15 protein-coding genes and 1 tRNA gene are annotated in these 18,743 nt (G+C 55.0%); 4 read left to right on the top strand and 12 right to left on the bottom strand.

Annotated elements, in window-relative coordinates:
- Positions 1–133: 133 nt before the first annotated feature.
- The 6 genes from pheA to aroF form a co-directional block, all read right to left on the bottom strand.
- A complete protein-coding gene (pheA, locus tag QZQ29_RS02705; protein WP_296959275.1) occupies positions 134–970 on the bottom strand; it encodes a prephenate dehydratase in 837 nt (278 codons plus the stop codon).
- A complete protein-coding gene (aroC, locus tag QZQ29_RS02700; RefSeq protein WP_296959272.1) occupies positions 960–2,060 on the bottom strand; it encodes a chorismate synthase in 1,101 nt (366 codons plus the stop codon). Before aroC ends, pheA begins: the two co-directional genes overlap by 11 nt.
- Positions 2,061–2,993: 933 nt before the next feature.
- On the bottom strand, positions 2,994–4,265 hold the full coding sequence (gene aroA, locus QZQ29_RS02695) for a 3-phosphoshikimate 1-carboxyvinyltransferase (protein ID WP_296959269.1): 1,272 nt from the start codon (positions 4,263–4,265) through the stop codon (positions 2,994–2,996).
- A 10-nt stretch (positions 4,266–4,275) separates the two neighbouring features.
- Complete coding sequence (aroB, locus tag QZQ29_RS02690) at positions 4,276–5,343, bottom strand: 3-dehydroquinate synthase (protein ID WP_296959266.1); 1,068 nt, start codon at positions 5,341–5,343, stop codon at positions 4,276–4,278.
- Positions 5,330–6,214 (bottom strand): prephenate dehydrogenase, encoded by an 885-nt coding sequence (locus tag QZQ29_RS02685; protein WP_296959278.1) that lies wholly within the window; start codon positions 6,212–6,214, stop codon positions 5,330–5,332. Before QZQ29_RS02685 ends, aroB begins: the two co-directional genes overlap by 14 nt.
- Positions 6,215–7,055: 841 nt before the next feature.
- Positions 7,056–8,072: a 3-deoxy-7-phosphoheptulonate synthase gene (gene aroF / locus QZQ29_RS02680; protein ID WP_296959264.1), complete on the bottom strand. Its 1,017-nt coding sequence runs from the start codon at positions 8,070–8,072 to the stop codon at positions 7,056–7,058.
- 919 nt (positions 8,073–8,991) lie between these two features.
- Here aroF and QZQ29_RS02675 point away from each other — a divergent pair.
- The 4 genes from QZQ29_RS02675 (at position 8,992) to QZQ29_RS02660 (ending at position 11,900) form a co-directional block, all read left to right on the top strand.
- Entirely contained in the window at positions 8,992–9,303 is a 312-nt protein-coding gene (locus QZQ29_RS02675; RefSeq protein ID WP_296959261.1) for a metalloregulator ArsR/SmtB family transcription factor, read from the top strand.
- A complete protein-coding gene (arsB, locus tag QZQ29_RS02670) occupies positions 9,278–10,342 on the top strand; it encodes an ACR3 family arsenite efflux transporter (RefSeq protein ID WP_296959258.1) in 1,065 nt (354 codons plus the stop codon). The genes QZQ29_RS02675 and arsB overlap by 26 nt, the downstream gene beginning before the upstream one ends.
- Before the next feature lie 135 nt (positions 10,343–10,477).
- A complete protein-coding gene (locus QZQ29_RS02665; protein WP_296959255.1) occupies positions 10,478–10,828 on the top strand; it encodes a hypothetical protein in 351 nt (116 codons plus the stop codon).
- 190 nt (positions 10,829–11,018) lie between these two features.
- Positions 11,019–11,900 (top strand): DMT family transporter, encoded by an 882-nt coding sequence (locus QZQ29_RS02660; protein ID WP_296959252.1) that lies wholly within the window; start codon positions 11,019–11,021, stop codon positions 11,898–11,900.
- Positions 11,901–12,206: 306 nt separating this feature from the next.
- Here QZQ29_RS02660 and QZQ29_RS02655 read toward each other — a convergent pair.
- From QZQ29_RS02655 to QZQ29_RS02630, 6 genes are all read right to left on the bottom strand, one after another.
- Positions 12,207–12,283, bottom strand: a tRNA-Arg gene (locus QZQ29_RS02655).
- Between the two features lie 437 nt (positions 12,284–12,720).
- On the bottom strand, positions 12,721–13,881 hold the full coding sequence (locus QZQ29_RS02650) for a hypothetical protein (protein ID WP_296959249.1): 1,161 nt from the start codon (positions 13,879–13,881) through the stop codon (positions 12,721–12,723).
- 528 nt (positions 13,882–14,409) lie between these two features.
- On the bottom strand, positions 14,410–15,111 hold the full coding sequence (locus QZQ29_RS02645) for a hypothetical protein (protein ID WP_296959247.1): 702 nt from the start codon (positions 15,109–15,111) through the stop codon (positions 14,410–14,412).
- A gap of 113 nt (positions 15,112–15,224) precedes the next feature.
- Positions 15,225–15,875, bottom strand: coding sequence for a deoxyribose-phosphate aldolase (gene deoC / locus QZQ29_RS02640; protein ID WP_296959244.1), 651 nt, complete (start codon positions 15,873–15,875; stop codon positions 15,225–15,227).
- A gap of 78 nt (positions 15,876–15,953) precedes the next feature.
- A complete protein-coding gene (locus QZQ29_RS02635; protein ID WP_296959242.1) occupies positions 15,954–17,606 on the bottom strand; it encodes an iron ABC transporter permease in 1,653 nt (550 codons plus the stop codon).
- On the bottom strand, positions 17,603–18,706 hold the full coding sequence (locus QZQ29_RS02630; RefSeq protein WP_296959239.1) for an ABC transporter ATP-binding protein: 1,104 nt from the start codon (positions 18,704–18,706) through the stop codon (positions 17,603–17,605). Before QZQ29_RS02630 ends, QZQ29_RS02635 begins: the two co-directional genes overlap by 4 nt.
- Positions 18,707–18,743: the final 37 nt, after the last annotated feature.

Raw genomic sequence — 18,743 nt, 5'->3', positions numbered from 1 at the left:
GTACCGGCTGCTTGCTAGGCTTTGCCGGGCCCGGGCTTTCACCGGACTATACTATACACGCCGAACTGGCGCACACCCTCTGAACCCCTTTGCGTCCGGGAATACAGGTAAGCGCCGCTATGCCTCCACACCCCTACGCCTTGTATGCCGGATAGTTTCCCAGTATCTTGAAGTAGGTGCACATGGACTTTAATCCTCGGAGGGTCTGGGCGTTGGAGGGGTCCTCCAGCCTTCCCATGACGTCGATGTGGAAGAAGTATTCGAAGGGTCTTCCTTCCATGGGGCGGGATTCCAGGTGGGTCATGTTCATGCCGCCGTAGAAGAAGTAACCCAGCACGTGGTAGAGGGCGCCCGGTTCGTGGCGCACGGAGATGACCAGGGTGATTTTGTCCGCTTCCGGTTTGATTTCCATTTTGGGCCCGATGATGAAGAAGCGGGTGTAGTTGCTGGCGTTGAAGAAGATATTTTCCGCCAGCACGGAAAGGCCGTAGAGGCGGGCGGCGGTGCGGCTGGCCACGGCGGCCTGGTTTTTCTTTCCGTCCTGGGCCACTTTTTCGGCGCTTCTTGAGGTGGAGAAATAGGGCTTCAGTGTCCAGTCCCGATGCTTGTTAAAGAAGGGGCGGCACTGGGCAAAGCCCTGGGGATGGGAGAAGACGGTGTCGATATCTTCCAGTTTCGCCCCCGGCAGGCCCAGAAGGTTGTGCTCGATTTTCACGATCTGCTCTCCCACCACGGCGCAGCCGTAGCGCTGGATGAGGTCGTACACTTCGGTGATGCCGCCGGTGGAGGAGTTTTCGATGGGCACCACGCCGTAGTCGATGTCCCCTTCCTGCACCGCCTTCACCACATCTTCAAAGAGGGGAAAATAGGATTCCTCTCTTTTTCTATTTCCAAACTGCTGCTCCATGGCTTCATAGGTATAGGAACCCTTGGCGCCGTAGCAGCCTACCCGAATCGCCTTATCCGACATGGGAATTCCTCCTGTCCGTAAGAATCAAATCCAGAATCACCAGGGCCGCCGCGTTTTCGATGACCGGAATGGCCCTTGGAATGATGCAGGGGTCGTGGCGGCCGCCGATGGAAAGGTCCGTATCTTCCTTTGTTGAAATATTGATGGTCCGCTGCCGCTTGCCGATGGAGGCGGTGGGCTTCACCGCCAGGGTGAAGAGAAGGGGACTGCCGCTGGAAATACCGCCCAGCACGCCGCCGTTGTGGTTGGTGAGGGCCACGGGTTTCCCCTCTTCATAATGGAGGCTGTCATTGGCCTCGGAGCCGTAGAGGGACGCAAAGCCGAAGCCGCTTCCGAAGGAAATCCCCTTCACCGCCGGCACGGAAAACATGATGTGGGCCATTTCACTTTCCAGGGAATCAAAGAAGGGGTCCCCCAGTCCCACCGGAAGGCCTGAGGCCATGCATTCCACCACGCCGCCAACGGAATCCCCTTCCTTCTGGGCAGAAAGGATGGCTTCTTCCATGGCCTTTCCCACCGCTTCATCCACCACCGGGAGTTTCATGGTATCCAGCTTTTCAAAAAGAGCCTTTTCCTCGCCTAATGGATGGAAGGGCCTGTCCTTGATGCCATGAATCTCCAAAGCATGGGCGCCGATGAAAATGCCCTCCTTCTCCAGCACCTGCCGGGCCAGGGCGCCGGCAAAGGTGAGGGGCGCCGTAATGCGGCCGGAAAAATGGCCGCCGCCGCGGTAATCATTGAATCCGCCATATTTCACAAAGCCCGTATAATCCGCATGCCCCGGACGCATGTGGTCCTTTAAAATGTCATAATCTTTGGAATGCTGGTTTCCATTCCTGATTTCCATGGCCATGGGAGTGCCGGTGGTGTGGTCATTGAAATAACCCGAAAGGATTTCGAAGCTGTCCTTCTCCTTCCGCGGCGTGGCCAGGTTCGAACTCCCCGGCGCCCGGCGGGCCATCTCCCGCCGCACCGCCTCGAAGTCAAAGGAAATCCCCGCAGGGAGGCCGTCAATCACGGCGCCGATGGCGGTGCCGTGGGATTCGCCAAAGATAGTGACTTTCAGTGTTTCTCCAAATGTATTGCTCATGGTGTTCTCCTGTAATAATTAGTGGGCTGGTAAGCTAGTGGGCTGGTGGGCTAGTGGGCTAGTGGGCTGGTGGGCTGGTGGGCTGGTGGGCTGGTGGGCTGGTGGACTGGTGGGCTAGTGGACTGGTGGGCTAGTGGACTAGTGGCATTGGTGGTGATTTGATTAGGGGTCCAGAAGGTTCAAAGGGTTCAGAGGGGGTGGTATCGCCGCTTCGCGGCGATGAGTTTTGTATGCCGCCTGTCGGCGGCAGCGAAAACCAAACAACCGCGCCTGCGGCGCGCTGGAAATGCACCCCTTTTGGTACCTTCGGTACCACCTTCCCCCCGGAGGGGGGACTTTGTTCTCCGCTTGCCTTCCCGCCCTCATCGTCATTCTGAGCGCAGCGAAGAATCTCGGTACGCGGCGCATTTGAGGGGTAATCGGTAATAAATACCGGTCGGCGGGAAGGCGCCGCTAAAATCAGAGACGACAACAGTTAGCTTCCAGCTGCCAGTTTCCGGCTGATTCCGGCTTGATGATTTTGGATTCATCATCAAGAATCACATTACGGTGATTAACGGCCTACGGCCGCTTTCCCCCCTTTGGTGCCTTACGGCACCACCTTCCCCCCGCTGAAGCGGTGGGACAATAAAGCTCCGCGGGCCTGATATCTCATAAGTTGCTCTAATTTAAGCACGGGTTGTTGTGCCCCCGCTTGCGGGGGAAAGGTGGTGGCGACAGCCACCAAAGGGGGCGCTGCCGACAGGCAGCATTTTATACTGGCGCCGACAGGCGCCTTCATCGCCAGCGCAGCGATACTTTATAACTCCCCTCTGAACCAGCCCGCTCTGTGGGCGGAACCCATCGGTCAGTGCGTCAGCACATGACCGATAGAACCCGGGCGCCGCAAGGCGCCTGAACCCCTTTTCCTTTCGGGCATACCGTCAACCGCCGCTATGCCTCTACTACCATCCCTCCCACTTTCCGGAAGTCTTCCCAGAAGCGGGGGTACGATTTCTTTACGCTTTCCGCCCCTTCTATGGTGAGGGGGCCGGTGAGTCTGGGGGTGATGGAAGCGAGGGCCATAGCTATGCGGTGGTCGTTCCAAGAGGAGACGGTGCCGCCGGAAAGGGATGGTTTCCCTCTGATGATAAGGCCCTCAGGCTTTTCTTCTATGTCTGCGCCCAGTTTGGTAAGCTCCACTGCCATGGCGTGGAGGCGGTCGCATTCTTTGAGCCTTACCCTGCCAGCGTGGATGATTTCCGTCACTCCTTCACTCACCGCGGCCATGGCGGCGAAGGCGGGCACTAAATCCGGCACGTTTTCCGCGTCCATGGTGATGCCGTGGAGGCTGCTTCTTTCTGCCGTTAGGCCGCCGTCTTTCTTTTCGATATGGCCGCCCATGTCTTTTAGCAGGGCGACGATGGCTTTGTCTCCCTGGAGGGAGGTGTCGGAAAGGCCGGTTAAGGTGATGGCGCCGCCGGAAAGGGCGGCGGTGAGCCAGAAGGCGGCCTGGGAGTAGTCTCCTTCCACGGAAAAGGTGCCCTTTTGATAGCGCTGGCGGCCGGGGATTTCATAGAGGCCCCCTTCTTTTTCGTGAATTTCTATGCCGTGGCGGGAAAGGGTGTCCACTGTCATGTCCACGTAGCTTTTGGATTCCAGGGGTGTGGTACTCCGGAGGATGGAGTCTTCTTCAGAGAGGGGCAGGGCGAAGAGGAGGCCCGTGAAGAACTGGGAGCTCACGCCGCCGGGAAGTTCATAGGTGCCGCCGGTAAGCGGCCCCCACACTTCCAGGGGAAGACCGCCCTTGGTGCGGTAGGAAATATGTTTCCTGTCAAACATGTCATAGTAAGGGGTCAAGGGACGCTCGGAGAGGCGGCCGTGGCCGGTGTAGGTGACGTGATTTCCGGAGGCAAGACCCAGGGGGATGAGGAAACGGAGGGTGGAGCCCGATTCGCCGGCGTCGGCGTGGAGGATTCCCTCCTGCTGTTTCAGTCCTCCCCTGATGGAAAGGGTAATGCTTCCTTCTTCCTTCTTTTCTATGTGTGCCCCCAGAAGGGAAAGGATACGCACCGTGGCCTCAATGTCTTCGGACCAGGTAACGCCGGTGACCTCCGTTTCCCCTTCTGCCAGGGCGGCGGCAATGATTTCCCGGTGGGTCATGCTCTTAGACGATGGCACCCGGAGGGTGCCGGAGAGGGGGCCCGGGTGGATGGTGATTTTCATGAAATCCTCCTCAGCCTGTCACAATGTATTTGGAAAGTTCGTCGGTAGGAATGGTGAGAAGCTCCGCTTCCCCGATTTTCTTCAGCACCACCAGGGTAATGTTTTTTCCCCTTCTTTTCTTGTCGTGCATAATCTGGGGAATGAGTTCCTCCGCCGGAACGCCGATGGAGGTGGGGAGCGACAGCTTATGAAGCACCCGGATGAGGCGGCTGGCGGTGCCCTTTTCGGTGAGGCCCATCTTTTCGGTCTGCTCCGTCAAAAGGCTCATGCCCATGGCCACCCCTTCGCCGTGGGTGAAGGTGGAGTAGTGGAAATACCGTTCCACGGCGTGGCCGATGGTATGGCCGAAATTGAGAATCTGACGCTGTCCGTTGTCAAATTCATCCTCTTCCACCACCCTGGTCTTCTGCAGGACGCTGTGGAGGATGATTTCTTCTATATGATTCTCCAGATCCTCTTCCGTTTCCAGGGATTCAAAGATTTCAAAGAGTTCCCTGTCGCCGATGCAGCCGTATTTCACCGCTTCCGCCAGTCCGTCGTGGACGTAGCGGTTGGGCAGGGTTTTCAAAAGGTCCGGGTCAATAAATACCCCTTTGGGCTGGTAGAAGGCGCCGGCCAGGTTCTTCCCGCTGGGCAGGTCCACCGCCACCTTGCCGCCTACGGAGCTGTCAATCTGGGCCAGGATGGTGGTGGGAATCTGGAAGAAGGGAATGCCCCGCATGTAGGTGGCTGCCGCAAAGCCGCCCAAATCCCCCGGCACGCCGCCGGAGAGTGTGACAAGGGCGTCGCTTCGGGACATATTGAACTCCGACAAAGCGTCGTACACGTCGGCAAGGACCTTCATGTTCTTGCTTTCCTCTCCGGCCGGAATGGCGATGACCCGCACGTCGAAACCCGCTTCCGTAAGCACATTCCGGATGCGCTCGCCATAGAGGGGTTCCACATGGTCGTCGGTGATGACGGCGATTTTTTCCGCCTTCGTGAGAGAGCGGATTTTGCGGCCCACCTTGTCAAGGAGGCCCCGCTCGATTTCAATCTGATAGGAATCTTTCCCAAGATTTACATTAACTGTTGCCACGATGTATCATTTCCCTTCTTCTTCTGCCCGCCTCTTCCAGAAAGGCGGTGATTTCCTCTTCATTTCCTTCGTCAATGGCCTTCCGTATGGCCGAAAGCGCCGCGCCGAAGCGGTCGATTTCCTCCAGGAGCTTTTCCCGATTGGAAAGGAAAAGGGAGGTCCAGAGCTTTCCATTAATATCGGCCACCCTGGTTTCGTCCCTGAAGGAGCCGCCGATGAAATACTTCGTTTTTTCCGAATAGGAGGCACTGTTCATGAGTGACGTGGCCACCACATGGGTGAGGTCGCTGGTGTAGGCAATGGCCCGGTCATGCTCCTCTGCCGTCACCACCGGCACATGGGCACAGCCCAGCTCCTCCGCCATGCGCTTCACCAGGGAAAGGTGGGCAGGGCTGTTCCAGGGTTCCGGAATGAGCACATAATTAGCGCCGTCGAAAATGGCACCGTCCGACTGGGCAAGGCCTGCCCCTTCCTTCCCGCACATGGGATGGCCGGACACGAAGTCCAAACCTTCCGGAAGGAGGGCCTTCACTTCCTTGGCAAAGCCGTTCTTCACGCCGGCAATGTCGGTGAGCACTGCCCTTTCATGGAGGAGAGGGAGATGCTCTTTGATAAAGGCAAGGGTCCCCTTCTCCGGCGTACAGAAGATGACGATTTCCGCCTTCTTCAAATCCATGGGGTCAATGGAGTCCACAATTCCCATGGCCAGCGCCTCCTGTGCCACGCTTTCCGTGCGGTTCAGGCCAATCACCGGATGGCCCAGCTCCTTCAGCCTTTTGGCAAAGGAGCCTCCCATGAGGCCCAGACCGATGACAGCAATGGGGATCCTGCTAAAGTCACTGTTCATAATGGTTTCCTTTGTATGTTGTATATATGTATGTATATATTGAGAATTCTGTAGGGGTTCAGAGGGGAAGGTGGACGGGGCTTCGCCCCGAAGGTTCCTAAGGTTCTAAAGTTTGACGGGCCTTTGGCCCGAGGGTTGTGGTGGCGGCTGTGGGGCCACTGCGTGGCCCGGGTTCAGAGGGTTCAGAAGGTTCAAAGGGTTCAGAGGGTGGTGGTATCGCCGCTTCGCGGCGATGAGATTTATTACCGCCTGTCGGCGGGAAGGGACCGCTGCCTGTAGAGGCGAAAGCTGTCGGCTTCCGGCTACCAGCTCCTGGCTGATTCCGGCTTGATGCCTTTGGATTCATAAGCAAGAATAGCATTATGGTGATTAGCGGCCTTTGGCCGCTTTTCCCCCTTTGGTGCCTTACGGCACCACCTTCCCCCCGCTGAAGCGGTGGGACAATAAAGCTCCGCGGGCCTGACATATCATAAGTTGCTCTAATTTAAGCACGGGTTGTTGTGCCCCCGCTTGCGGGGTGGCAAAGGAACTGGATTCGTAGGGAACCGTAGGCAACTGAGAATCCAGTGACATGCTTCCCTTTAGGAGAAAGGTGGTGGCGCCAGCCACCAAAGGGGGCGCTGCCGCAGGCAGCATACATAACTCCCTCTGAACCAGCCCGCTCTGTGGGCGGAACCTGAGCCACCCAGGGCGCCAGCCCGATGGCGGCTTGAACCCGGGCGCCGTAAGGCGCCTGAACCCCTTTGCTTTCGGGAATACCGGAAGCCCCACAAGTGCCGCCCCTCCCCATAAGTACCACAAAAAGGCAGAGCCCCCAGCGAGCCCTGCATTTTCTCCATTCCGAAAGAGCATGCAGGGCTTTTGATTACAGTTCTCTTCCCACAATGGGAGCCAGCTGTTTCAGCCGTCCCATGAGGTCATCAAAAGTCTCTGGCGTAATAGATTCCGCTCCATCACACCATGCATGTTCCGGATCATTATGAACTTCACACATAATCCCGTCGGCGCCGGCTGCAATGGCAGCCATGGCCATGGCGGGTACCATTTCCCGATGGCCCGTGGCGTGGCTGGGGTCTACGATAATGGGCAGGTGGCTTCTTTCCTTCACCACTTCCACCGCCGACAGGTCCAGCGTATTTCTGGTGGCCTTTTCAAAGGTGCGGATGCCCCGTTCGCAGAGAATCACGTTGTGATTTCCTTCGGACATAATGTATTCCGCACTCATGAGCCATTCTTCGATGGTGGCGGACATACCCCGCTTCAGGAGCACCGGCACATTCAGACGGCCCACGGCCTTCAGGAGGTCGAAGTTCTGCATGTTCCTGGCACCGATCTGGATGATGTCCACGCCCTTTTCCAGAAACATACCGATTTTATCGGCGCTCATGAGTTCCGTTACCACCGGCATGTTTTCCCTGTGGGCAGCGGAAATGAGAAGGTCCAGTCCTTTTTCTCCCAGCCCCTGGAAGGAGTAGGGCGAAGTTCTTGGCTTGAAAGCGCCGCCGCGGAGCACCGCTGCTCCTGAAGATTTCACAGCTTTGGCAATGCCGCCGATCTGCTCCGGCGTTTCAATGGAGCAGGGACCGGCCATGACCACCAGCTTCTTCCCGCCGATTTTCACGCCCTTCACATCCACCACCGTGTCGGCGGGGTGGAAAGCGCGGCTGGCCCGTTTGTAGGGCTCCTGCACCCGCATGACCTTGTCCACCCATGGATTGCTGAGGAAATCCCTTTCATCCAGGGCAGACGTATCACCCACAAGACCAAGCACCACTTTGCTGGAACCTTTACTGCGGTCCACCTGGAATCCGCGGTCCCTCATTTCCTGTTCCAGCTGCTCGATAGCGGTAAGCGGTGCGTTCTGTTTCATTACAATAATCATGATGTTCCTCCTCTGCCTGTACAGGCTCCTTCAATTCTCCGGGATATGTATCCCACTTCTTCTAACTCCTATCCTTCCATCCTTCTAAAAAGAAAAGGACAGGCTCCGTGAGTCTGTCCTTTCATTTTGGAAATACTTTATCTGGAAAGGAAATGAGACTCATCACCGGCGCAGCAAAAGTAACCGAAGCCATAATAATAGCTCCAGCCAAAGACATCATATGCCATTCCTGCGTTCATGGAACTAAGTCTCATGTTTCCCTCTCCTTTCGTTAGAAGTTAGCTTAGTATAGGCTCATGAGAGCCCTTTTGTCAAGGGAAATCTGCGGCTGCGCCGGTGAAAGGGGCGCGGCTGCGCCGCGGGTTGTGTAAAAAGGTTGTGTTCGCTTCGCTCAGGGGGCGACAGCCGCCTTCGGCAGCTGAGAGTGGTGGTATCGCCATTGGACACGCCCTTTCGGGCGTGAGGGTTCAGAGGGTTCAGAAGGTTCAAAGGGTTCAAAGGGGAAGGTGGACGGGGCTTCGCCCCGAGGGTTCTTAAGGTTCTAAGGTTTGACGGGCCCTTGGCCCGAGGGTTGTGGATAGCCGCCTTTGGTGGCTATGATTATAAAATCAGCGTTACGTGCTTGCCTTCCTGCCGGACCCGTCATTCTGAACGAAGTGAAGAATCTCGGTAAGAATCGTAAGTGAGGGAAAGCCGATAAATACCAGTCGGCGGGAAGGACCCGCTGCCTGTAGAGGCGAAAGCTGTCGGCTTCTGGCTGATTCCGGCTTGATGCCTTTGGATTCATCAGCAGGAATCGCATTACGGTGATTAGCGGCCTTTGGCCGCTTCCCCCGCCTTACACATTGACGTCCGTAAATCTATGCGCTATACTATCTACATATTACATATTGATGTAGGTAAATATGAGGAGGTTCCTATGGATATGAAAAAAGAACGAATGATTATGCTGAAGGCCGTGACCGATGAAAACCGCCTTCATATTATAGAGCTGCTGAAGCAGGGAGAGCGGTGCGCCTGTGTGCTTCTGGAAAGTCTCCATTTCTCCCAGCCCACCCTGTCCCACCATATGAAGGTGCTCTGCGAGGCGGGGCTGGTGAAGGGCCGGAAGGAAGGGAAATGGGTGTACTATTCCCTGGACGTTTCCAAGGGCCATGAGCTCTCTGCCATGATTGACGACCTCTTCCAAGTCACGGAGAAGGGAGATGATTCCTGTGACTGCTGCCGGTAAAGAAAGGGGTATCAGCTTTTTCCAGCGCTATCTCACCCTTTGGGTGCTTTTGTGCATGATACTGGGCGTAGCCCTGGGCCATTTTCTTCCCGCCCTGCCCCGTTTCCTTGGGCGCCTTCAGATAGACGGCATTTCCCTTCCCATTGCGGTACTCATCTGGGTCATGATTTACCCCATGATGATTAAGGTGGATTTCCAAAGTATCAAACAGGCCGGACGAAACGGGAAGGGTCTTCTGGTGACCTGGGTGACGAACTGGCTCATCAAACCCTTCACCATGTACGGCATAGCTGCCTTCTTCCTTCTCCACATTTTCGGCGCCTTCATGGCGCCGGAGCTGGCCAGGCAGTATCTGGCCGGCGCTATCCTGCTGGGCGCCGCTCCCTGTACGGCCATGGTGTTCGTGTGGAGCACCCTCACCCATGGAAATCCGGCGTACACGGTGGTGCAGGTGGCCACCAACGACCTCATTATCCTCATCGCCTTTGTTCCCATCGTGAAATTCCTTCTGGGCGTCTCTGCGGTTTCCGTGCCCTATGACATCCTCTTTGTAAGCGTCTTCCTTTTCGTGGTCATTCCCCTCTTCGGCGGCATGCTCACCCGCCGCCTGGTGGTGAAGAGCCGGGGCGAATCGTACCTGGATCAGGTCTTCATCCATAAATTCGACCATGTAACCACGGCGGGTCTTCTCCTCACCCTGGTCATCATCTTCAGCTCCCAGGCGGACATGATTCTTTCCAATCCCCTGCACATCCTCCTCATTGCGGTGCCCCTCACCATCCAGACCTTCTTCATCTTCTTCCTGGCCTACGGCGCCTCCCATGTGCTGCATCTTCCCTTCGACATTGCCGCCCCTGCCGGCATGATTGGCGCTTCCAATTTCTTTGAACTTTCCGTGGCTGTGGCGGTGGCCCTCTTCGGCGCCTCCAGTCCCGCAGCCCTTGCCACCACCGTCGGCGTGCTCACCGAAGTGCCGGTGATGCTCACCCTGGTGAAAATCGCCAATGCCACAAAAGGATGGTTTCCCCATGAATCATAAGCCCCTAGGGAAGCACTGATTCATTCGCAGAATCGAATTCCATATGTATTTTTATCCAACGCTGCGTCATCAGTCTCCTTAAATAGCTGGCTATTCACGTCGACTTGATTCCTTGCATTGAATAAAAATACAAGAATGGAATCCGATAACGATTTAATCAGCGCTTCCCTAGCCGCCTTCATCTGCACCCATAACGCCTGCCGCAGCCAGATGGCAGAAGCCCTGGGCCGGAAATACGGCGCCGCCCTTTTTGACAGCTGCTCCGCCGGAACAAAGCCGGCGTCCTCCATAGACCCCACGGCCCGCCGCCTCATGAAGGAACTGTACCATATGGATATGGAAAAAGAGCAGTTTCCCAAGTCCATCCGGCAAATTCCCCATCCGGACATCCTTATCTCCATGGGCTGCCCCTCCTCCGAAGGCGGGCGGCCTCCTGCTTTTGGGAATACAGCCCGTCCGGTGTTCTTTAGTGAGCTAGTGGACTAGTGGGCTAGCCAGAGTCAATGTCGACGCGTACCGACCATCCTTCGCTTCCCTCTGGATGACTGTGGACGGCGGGAAGAATCCGGCACGCCAGCGGCAAGCGGTAAGCGGATAGCGGACAGCGGACAGCCTTGCACGCCCCTCCCTTCTTTTGCTATGATATTCCCGTAAATCAGCAGGAAAGGATGGTTCTATGACAGCGGAAAGAAAAAAGGGACTCCTCTTTGCCTCCGCCGGCTCCATTTTCTGGGGCAGCAGCGGCATTGCAGGCCAGTTTCTCCTGATTAATGAAAACATAGCGCCTGAATGGCTTACCTTTTTCCGGCTCCTCTGTGCCGGATTTCTTTTGCTCCTTCTGGCCCATTTCCTGCAAGGACATATTTTCTCCATCTGGCAGGACAGGAAGGACCGCACCACCCTCCTTATTTTCAGCATCTTCGGCATGCTGGGCACCCAGTACGGCTACTTTGCCTCCATCCGCTACAGCAACGCCCCCACCGCCACCATCCTGGAATACCTCATGCCCATTCTCATCATTTTCTGGTGCTGCCTTACGGAGAAACGATGGCCCCGGACGGTGGAAATCTTCTGTACTATCTTTGCAGTGGCCGGCACCGCCCTCATTGCCACGGGCGGCGATTTCCACAGTCTGGCTATTTCCGAAAAGGCCCTCTTCTGGGGCCTTCTCTCCGCTCTGGCCTGTGCTCTTTATACAGTGGCTCCTGTGAAAATTATTAAAAAATACGGTGCGCCCCTGGTGGTGGGCTGGGGCATGTTTCTGGCTTCCTTCTTCATGCTTCCCGCCGCCCTTCTCACCCCCTTCACCGGCACCGTGGATATGCCGGTGCTTCTGGCATTCGCTTATGTGGTTATCTTCGGCACCATCTGCTCCTTCGTCCTCTACCTGGGCAGCGTGGCCTTCATCCTTCCTACAGAAGCCAGCATCATCTCCGCCATCGAACCTTTTTCATCCATCATTTTCTCCTTCCTCATCTTCCACCTCACCTTCGGTTTCTGGGAGCTCATGGGCATGGCCTTCATCATCCTGGCAGTGGCGGTGGTGGCGAGGAAATAGGGGGCGGCGGAGCCGCCCCGGGTTCAGAGGGTTCAGAGGGTTCAAAGGGTTCAGAGGGGGGTGGATTGCCCTGCGGGCAATGCTTATAAAGTCAGCGTTACGGGCCTGCCCTCCCCGCGCCGTCATTCTGGACGCAGTGAAGGACCTTGGTACAAGCAGCATCTGATGCAGCAGGGATAAGTACCGGCAGCAAGATGGCTGCTGCTGAGGAGTCCGCTCCTCATAGTGCCATGCCACAATGATGCCTATAGTGACAGTTCACTAAAAAAGCACCTTTGGAATTTTCCAAAGGTGCTGATTTTTTCGTGGTGCGCTTGGGGAGATTCGAACTCCCGACACACGGTTTAGGAAACCGCTGCTCTATCCAGCTGAGCTACAAACGCATTAGTTTTATTTTACAAAAAGAATGGGGATTTGTAAAGGGTGAGATAGTGAGCTAGTGGGCTAGTGAACTAGTGGGCTTGTGGGCTGGTGGGACAGCGGCCGCTATCCCCTGGCCGCTGCCGCGCTGAGCGAAGCGGACACAACCCTTCTACACAACCTTCAGCCTGCGCGAAAGCGCTGGGCTGAAGCCCCTGCCCGCCGAAGGCGGGTGCCCCTTCTTGCTTTCGGGAATACAACCCGTCTGATGTCTGACGGTCTGACGTCTTCCCGCCGACTGGTATTCTTTAGTGAGCTAGTGAACTAGTGGACTAGTGGGCTAGCCAGAGTCAATGTCAACGCGTACCGAGATCCTTCGCTACCGCTCAGGATGACAAGTATCCGGCGGGAAAGGCCATGAGCGGTAAGCAGTAAGCCGACAGCCGACAGCTGACAGCGGTTAAAACAGCTCCTTTATCCTATCCAAGAAACCTTTCTTTTCTTTTTTCAATGGCTTTGGCATCACCGGTTTTTCCGGCTCCGGTTTAGGCACCCTGGGCAGGGGGGCCGTGTTTTCGCTGGGGCAGAAGGGTGGCGGCGCGGTGAAGGTGGGCATGCGGAGCACCGGCGGGGCCATGATTTTCGGCTGCACTGCGGGGGTCCGCCTCACGGGGGTTCTTGCTTCGCTCCTGCCGTAGGGTACGTAGTGGTAGGATTTGGAAGAGGGGTCCGGCACGTTGCGGTCTGCAATGTAGCGGGTGCCGTTGAAGTCCCGTCCCCGAAGCCGTTCCAGCAGCATGGAAGCCATCATCTGGGGCGAAAAGTAGGAGAAGGGCAGCCTTGGCGCCATGCGGGCGATGGAGGAAAGGAAGGATGTCTTCACGTCGTCCAGGGTGAGACGCAGTTCTTTCCGTATTTCATCCATAAGAAGAATCATGCCCTTCTGGGTGGGAAAGAGGTTTTCATAGGGCACCAGGTTGTTCTTATTTCCCATGCCCGACATGTCCATGAAGAAGACCAGGTACAGGTATGGCAGGGCATTGGCCTTGTCCTTGATGCGCAGGTAGAAATTGGCAACGGTGTAGTACATATTCCGAAGCTTGGACCATTCGCCGGCCATGGTGTAAATGGCGATTTTCTGCTGGAAGGCGCGGTACAGGATGTCCCGGGCCGTGAAGGGCTCGCCCCGCTGGGTGAGGGCGTTCTGGGACTCCCCGATTTCCCCTTCCGTCAATCCGTAATTTTCCCGAACGTTCAGCACATAGGCCATGTGATGGCCGATTTCCGCTTTTCCTTCCTTGGTGAGCACGTAAATCCGGGGCACGCCGTGGGCGTAGTCCTTCTCCGGAATTTTAGAAATCACCCGTCCCGTGAGCTCCGCATGGGTGCCTTCGCCGGAGAGGTCATAGCGCTTCAGGAAATCGGAAAGCATTTTATCCGGAAGCATGTTCACCGTCTCCTGGGGCCGGCTGGTCCGTATCCAGCCGTCTTCCATGAGGGCGTCTATCCGGGTATTGGCGTCGGCGCCGTAGATATTCAATTTGTAAGGCGGTATCCGATGATGCAGCGGTTTGCCGTCAAAATAATCCAGTATCAGTATGTCCCTGATAGACAGCCCCATGGCAGCCCTCCTTCCCGGGAAAGGGCTGATGAAATCGTGATTCGAATGCATAAGCCTATCCCCAATTTTCCATTCTTAATTATAATCCAGATACCGCACTTTTGAAAAGAGGAATTATGGAGGGCCGCTGCGCGGCCCGGGTTCAGAAGGTTCAAAGGGTTCCGCCTGCCTTTGGCAGGCTGGTTCAAAGGGTGGTGGTATCGCCCTATCGGGCGATGAATATGAAGTCCGCGTTACGGGCTAACCTTCCCGCCCTGCAGTCATTCTAAGCGAAGCGAAGAATCTCCGTAAGAATCGTAAGTGAGGGAAAGACGGTAAATACCAGTCGGCGGGAAGATTTGAGAAAAAGGTTCTTAGGATTGACCGACCGTTGGCCGGAGGGTTCTAAAGTTTGACAGCCACTACGTGGCTGAGGGTTGTGGTGGCGGCTAACGCCGCAATATATAGCCCCTTCGCGGCCTTTTGGGACCGGGCCGCAAAAATCCGGCAGCTGCTGCAAGGCAGGCTGCCGGATTTTTAATCCAAGGTTTATAAATTCGTTTCCACCACTTCTACCACATCCAGATTTTTCTCCCTGATATCCGGATTCGCTTTCATATCTGCCATAGTCATCCAGCGGTAGGACACGCCATCTATATCAAAGACATCCGCCTTCATCTGCTCTGGGAAAGCGGTAATTTCCCCCTTGTAAAAAACATGGTCATAGTACCGTTCTTCCTGATGGGATTCTGAGTATTTCTGCTGCAGCTTCTGGCACTTTCTTTCTAGCAGAATGTGGGAAGAATCAATCTTCAAGGCACGGGAAATCTTGTCGCGTATATTTTCCACGTTCTTCTCTTCGTCCTGCTGGGTAGGATAATTCAGGAAAAACCAGCACTGCCAGCGCTTATCCCAATACACAAGATATCTATTAGGAAAAGAGAGAAATGTATCCTGGAATACGACGATGGAATGATGATAGGCTGTCTGGTCCAAATTGATAATATCCTTCATCATTTTTTCATGATTGTACTTCATGTTCTTCCATCCCTCCCTTGCGCCTAAAATAAGCATACCTATGCCCAACAGTATCATCCCATAATGAAGAGCAGTCATTTCATATCCGTTGTAAACTGCATTGACTCCACCGGCAATCAACCCTAACGCACCAGCCAGAGAGCCTCCAATAAAAAGTTTCTTTGATTCAAGGAGCAAATGAAGTTTCTCTTCATCAATGATTAAATTTCTCATGGCAATCTCTCCAAATGCATACTAAGGAAGTACTGTCTGTTCAATTATAAAAGGATAAAACCCAGCCTGTCAATAAAGCAAAAGTACATCTGCATCCTTGAATCCCGATTGAATCATTCCTTCCCCAGCAGGGCCGGAATGGCTCCGCTGGCGCCGATGCGGGAGGCACCGGCATGCAGGAAGTCTTCCATTTCCTTTCTGCTGTGGATGCCGCCGGCGGCTTTGATTTTCACGTTTTCCCCCACATATTTTTTAAAGAGTTTCACATCTTCCAAAGCGGCGCCGGCACTGCCAAAGCCGGTGGAGGTTTTGATATAGTCCGCTCCCCCTTCGGTGACTGCGCGGCAGGCGGCTATTTTTTCTTCTTCCGTGAGATAGCAGGTTTCCACGATGACCTTCAGGATATGGCTCCCCGCGGCTTTCTTCAGCGCTGCGATTTCATGGGTTACGTAGGACAGATTCCCCTCCTTCAGGGCGCCGATGTGGATGACCATGTCGATTTCATCGGCGCCGTTCCTGATGGCCGCTTCCGTCTCCGCCGCCTTGGCTTCTGTGGAACAGTTTCCCAAAGGAAATCCCACCACCGTGCAGATGGTCAAATGCGGAAACTCCTGCCGGATTTTCTTTACAAAGGAAGAGGGCACGCACACCGACGCCATGTGGTACCTTTCCGCTTCTTCGCATAATTTCCGAATATCCTGCCAGGTGGCGAAAGCTTTCAGCAGGGTGTGGTCTACATGGGCAAAGATGAAATCGTTGGTCATGGAAATGCTCCTTTCAGGAAAATATGTTTCTTCCTGCATTATAGCAGAAAAAGGCAGGGGATTCCTGCCTTTCCGGTTTCACAAGGACACATCACGCTTCCCTGTAAGTTTATAGAAGAGAAGCAGGGAAATGATGGAGGTCACTGTAAGGATGGTGGCATAGGCGGAAGCATTGCCATAATTTCCGCGGATAACTTCCGTGTAAATGGATACGGTGAGGGTCTGGGTGGAGTTGGTGTAGAGAATGATGGACGATGACAGTTCGCTGATAATGGTGACCCAGCTCATAATGGCGCCGGAGAGGACGCCGGGAGCCATCATGGGGATGGTGATTTTCCGGAAGGTGGTCATTTCGGAGGCGCCCAAGGAGATGGCCGCTTCTTCAATGGAGGGGCTGATATTCCCAAGCACCGCCGTGGAAGACCGCACTGTATAGGGCATGCGGCGGATGGCGAAGGAAATAATCATAATCAGCATGGTGCCGGTTAAAATCAAGGGCGATTTGTTGAAGGCGAAAACGAAGGAAATACCAAGGACAGAGCCGGGGATAATGAAGGGGAACATGGTAATCACATCCAGGGCACTGTTCAGCGGATTCTTCTTCCGCACCGACAGATAGGCAATGAGCACGCCCAGTACAAGGACGATGCAGATGGCACAGAGGCCCAGGAAATAGGTGTGCCAGATGACATCATTGTCTTTGGCAAAGAGGGTGGCCTCATAGCTCTGCAGAGCAAAGCCGCCGGTAAACACCTGCCCTCCATTGGATGCCAGGAAGGAGGTGTAAATGACCACCGCCTGCGGCAGCACTGCCAGTCCCACTACCAGATAAATGACCGCATGAGCCAGAAGGTTCTTCATGCCCTTTGCCTTTTCCGCCGCCATGGGCTTCAGTGCATTCATGGCGTAGGTATTCCTGTTGGCCAGAAAGCGCTGTACAAAGAACATGACAATAGTAAGGCCAATGACAATGCAGCAGATGGCTGCCGCGAATCCGTCATCGCCGCCTACCTCTCCCATGAACTGGTTGTAAATGAGCACCGGCAGCGTCTTATAGCCTTCACCGATAAGCATGGGCGTACCGAAGTCAGCAAACACCCGCATGAAAACAAGCATGGAGCTGGCCAGAAGCGTAGGCATGACCAGAGGGATGATAATCCGGCGAATCCGGCCTGCTTTGCCGCAGCCCAGGCTTTCCGCCGCCTCGTTCAATGAATTGTCCAGACTTTTCAATGCTCCCGATACATAGATGAACACCAGCGGGAAAGACTGAAGCGTGAAAACAAGGACGATGCCTGCAAAACCATACACCCCGCCGAAATGGGTTCCCAGGAGATGATTCAGGAACTGGGTCACCACACCGTTTCTTCCCAAAAGCTGTATCCAGGCATAGGCGCCGATAAAGGGCGGCGAGAGATAGGCAATGACGATGAGTATATTAAGGAAACTGCTGCCCCTGATTTTCAGCCGTCCCATGAGGTAGGCCAGGGGGAGCCCCAGTGCCGCGGCCAGGGCCGTGGAAACCACTGTCACCTTCAGGGAGTTAATCATGGTGCCCCAGTAAAACTTCTTGGCAAAGAAATGGGCAAAATACTGGAGAGAAAAGGCGCCGGTATCGCCGGAAATGACACTCTTGTAAAGGATAAGGAAAAGAGGATAGAGAATGAAAAGAGCGAAGAATGCAAAAATCATGACACTGAACAGGTCCCAAAGGGTCAGTTTCTTCTTCATGACATTTCACCTTCAATCAGCGACGTGCCCGACGTCTTATGGAACACATTGATAAACCGGGGCTTCACCGTCAGCGTCACAGCGCTGCCGTCAGGGATGATATCATGGTCTTCCCTGGTTTCCAGCACCTCGATGTCCTTTCCGTTCTCCAGATGGATGAAATAGTGGGTGGTGAGTCCCAGGAAGATGGAGGACATGATTTCCCCGCGGATGCCTTCTTTACCACCCACATGGATATCAAATTCCTCCGGCCGCACAGAAATGATAACCGGCTCTTTATCTTCCGTATCTTTCGACAGATTTCCCATTTCCACTTCATAGGAAGTGCCGTCGAAGGACACCCTGCGGGATTTTGCGCTGCCATGAACTGCCCCGTCAAGGAGATTGGAGAGTCCGATAAAGGTAGAAACGAATACATTGGCCGGACGCTTGTAAATATCGGCGGGCTTTCCAATCTGCTGGATAATGCCGCCGTTCATGACGGCTATGCGGTCCGACACCGCCAGAGCCTCCTCCTGGTCATGGGTCACATACACCGTGGTAATGTCCACCTTCTTCTGTATCTGCTTGATGGCGCTCCTCATTTCAATGCGGAGCTTGGCGTCCAGATTGGACAGCGGCTCATCCATCAAAAGCACCTCCGGCCTGATGACGATAGCCCGGGCCAGGGCCACCCGCTGCTGCTGTCCGCCGGAGAGAGCCACCGGCATGCGGTCCTTCAGATGGTCGATTTTCACCACCTTCAGCATATGGTCCACCCGTTCCTCGATTTCCTTTTCCGGCACCTTCCGCATGCGGAGGCCGAAGGCCACATTATCCTTCACCGACATATGGGGGAATATGGCATAGTTCTGGAAAACCATGCCCATATTCCTCTTGTCCGGGGACACATCGTTAATCACCCTCCCGCCGACGGATATGGTGCCTCCTTCAATGGAGTTGAAACCGATAATCATGCGGAGCAGCGTGGTCTTTCCGCAGCCCGACGGCCCCAGAAGGGTAAAGAATTCTCCCGGCCTCACCGACAGGGACAGCCCGTTAATCACCGTATTGCTGCCGTATTTCTTGACCACATGGTCAATATCAATGGATACACTCATAGATAGCTCCTTTATGAAAGAAAACAGGGCGCAGAGC

It is taken from the genome of uncultured Dialister sp. (genome assembly GCF_900538805.1).
GTDB lineage: Bacteria > Bacillota > Negativicutes > Veillonellales > Dialisteraceae > Dialister.
Note: the sequence above shows the minus strand (reverse complement) of the source record. Positions and strands in the feature narration are given on the sequence as shown.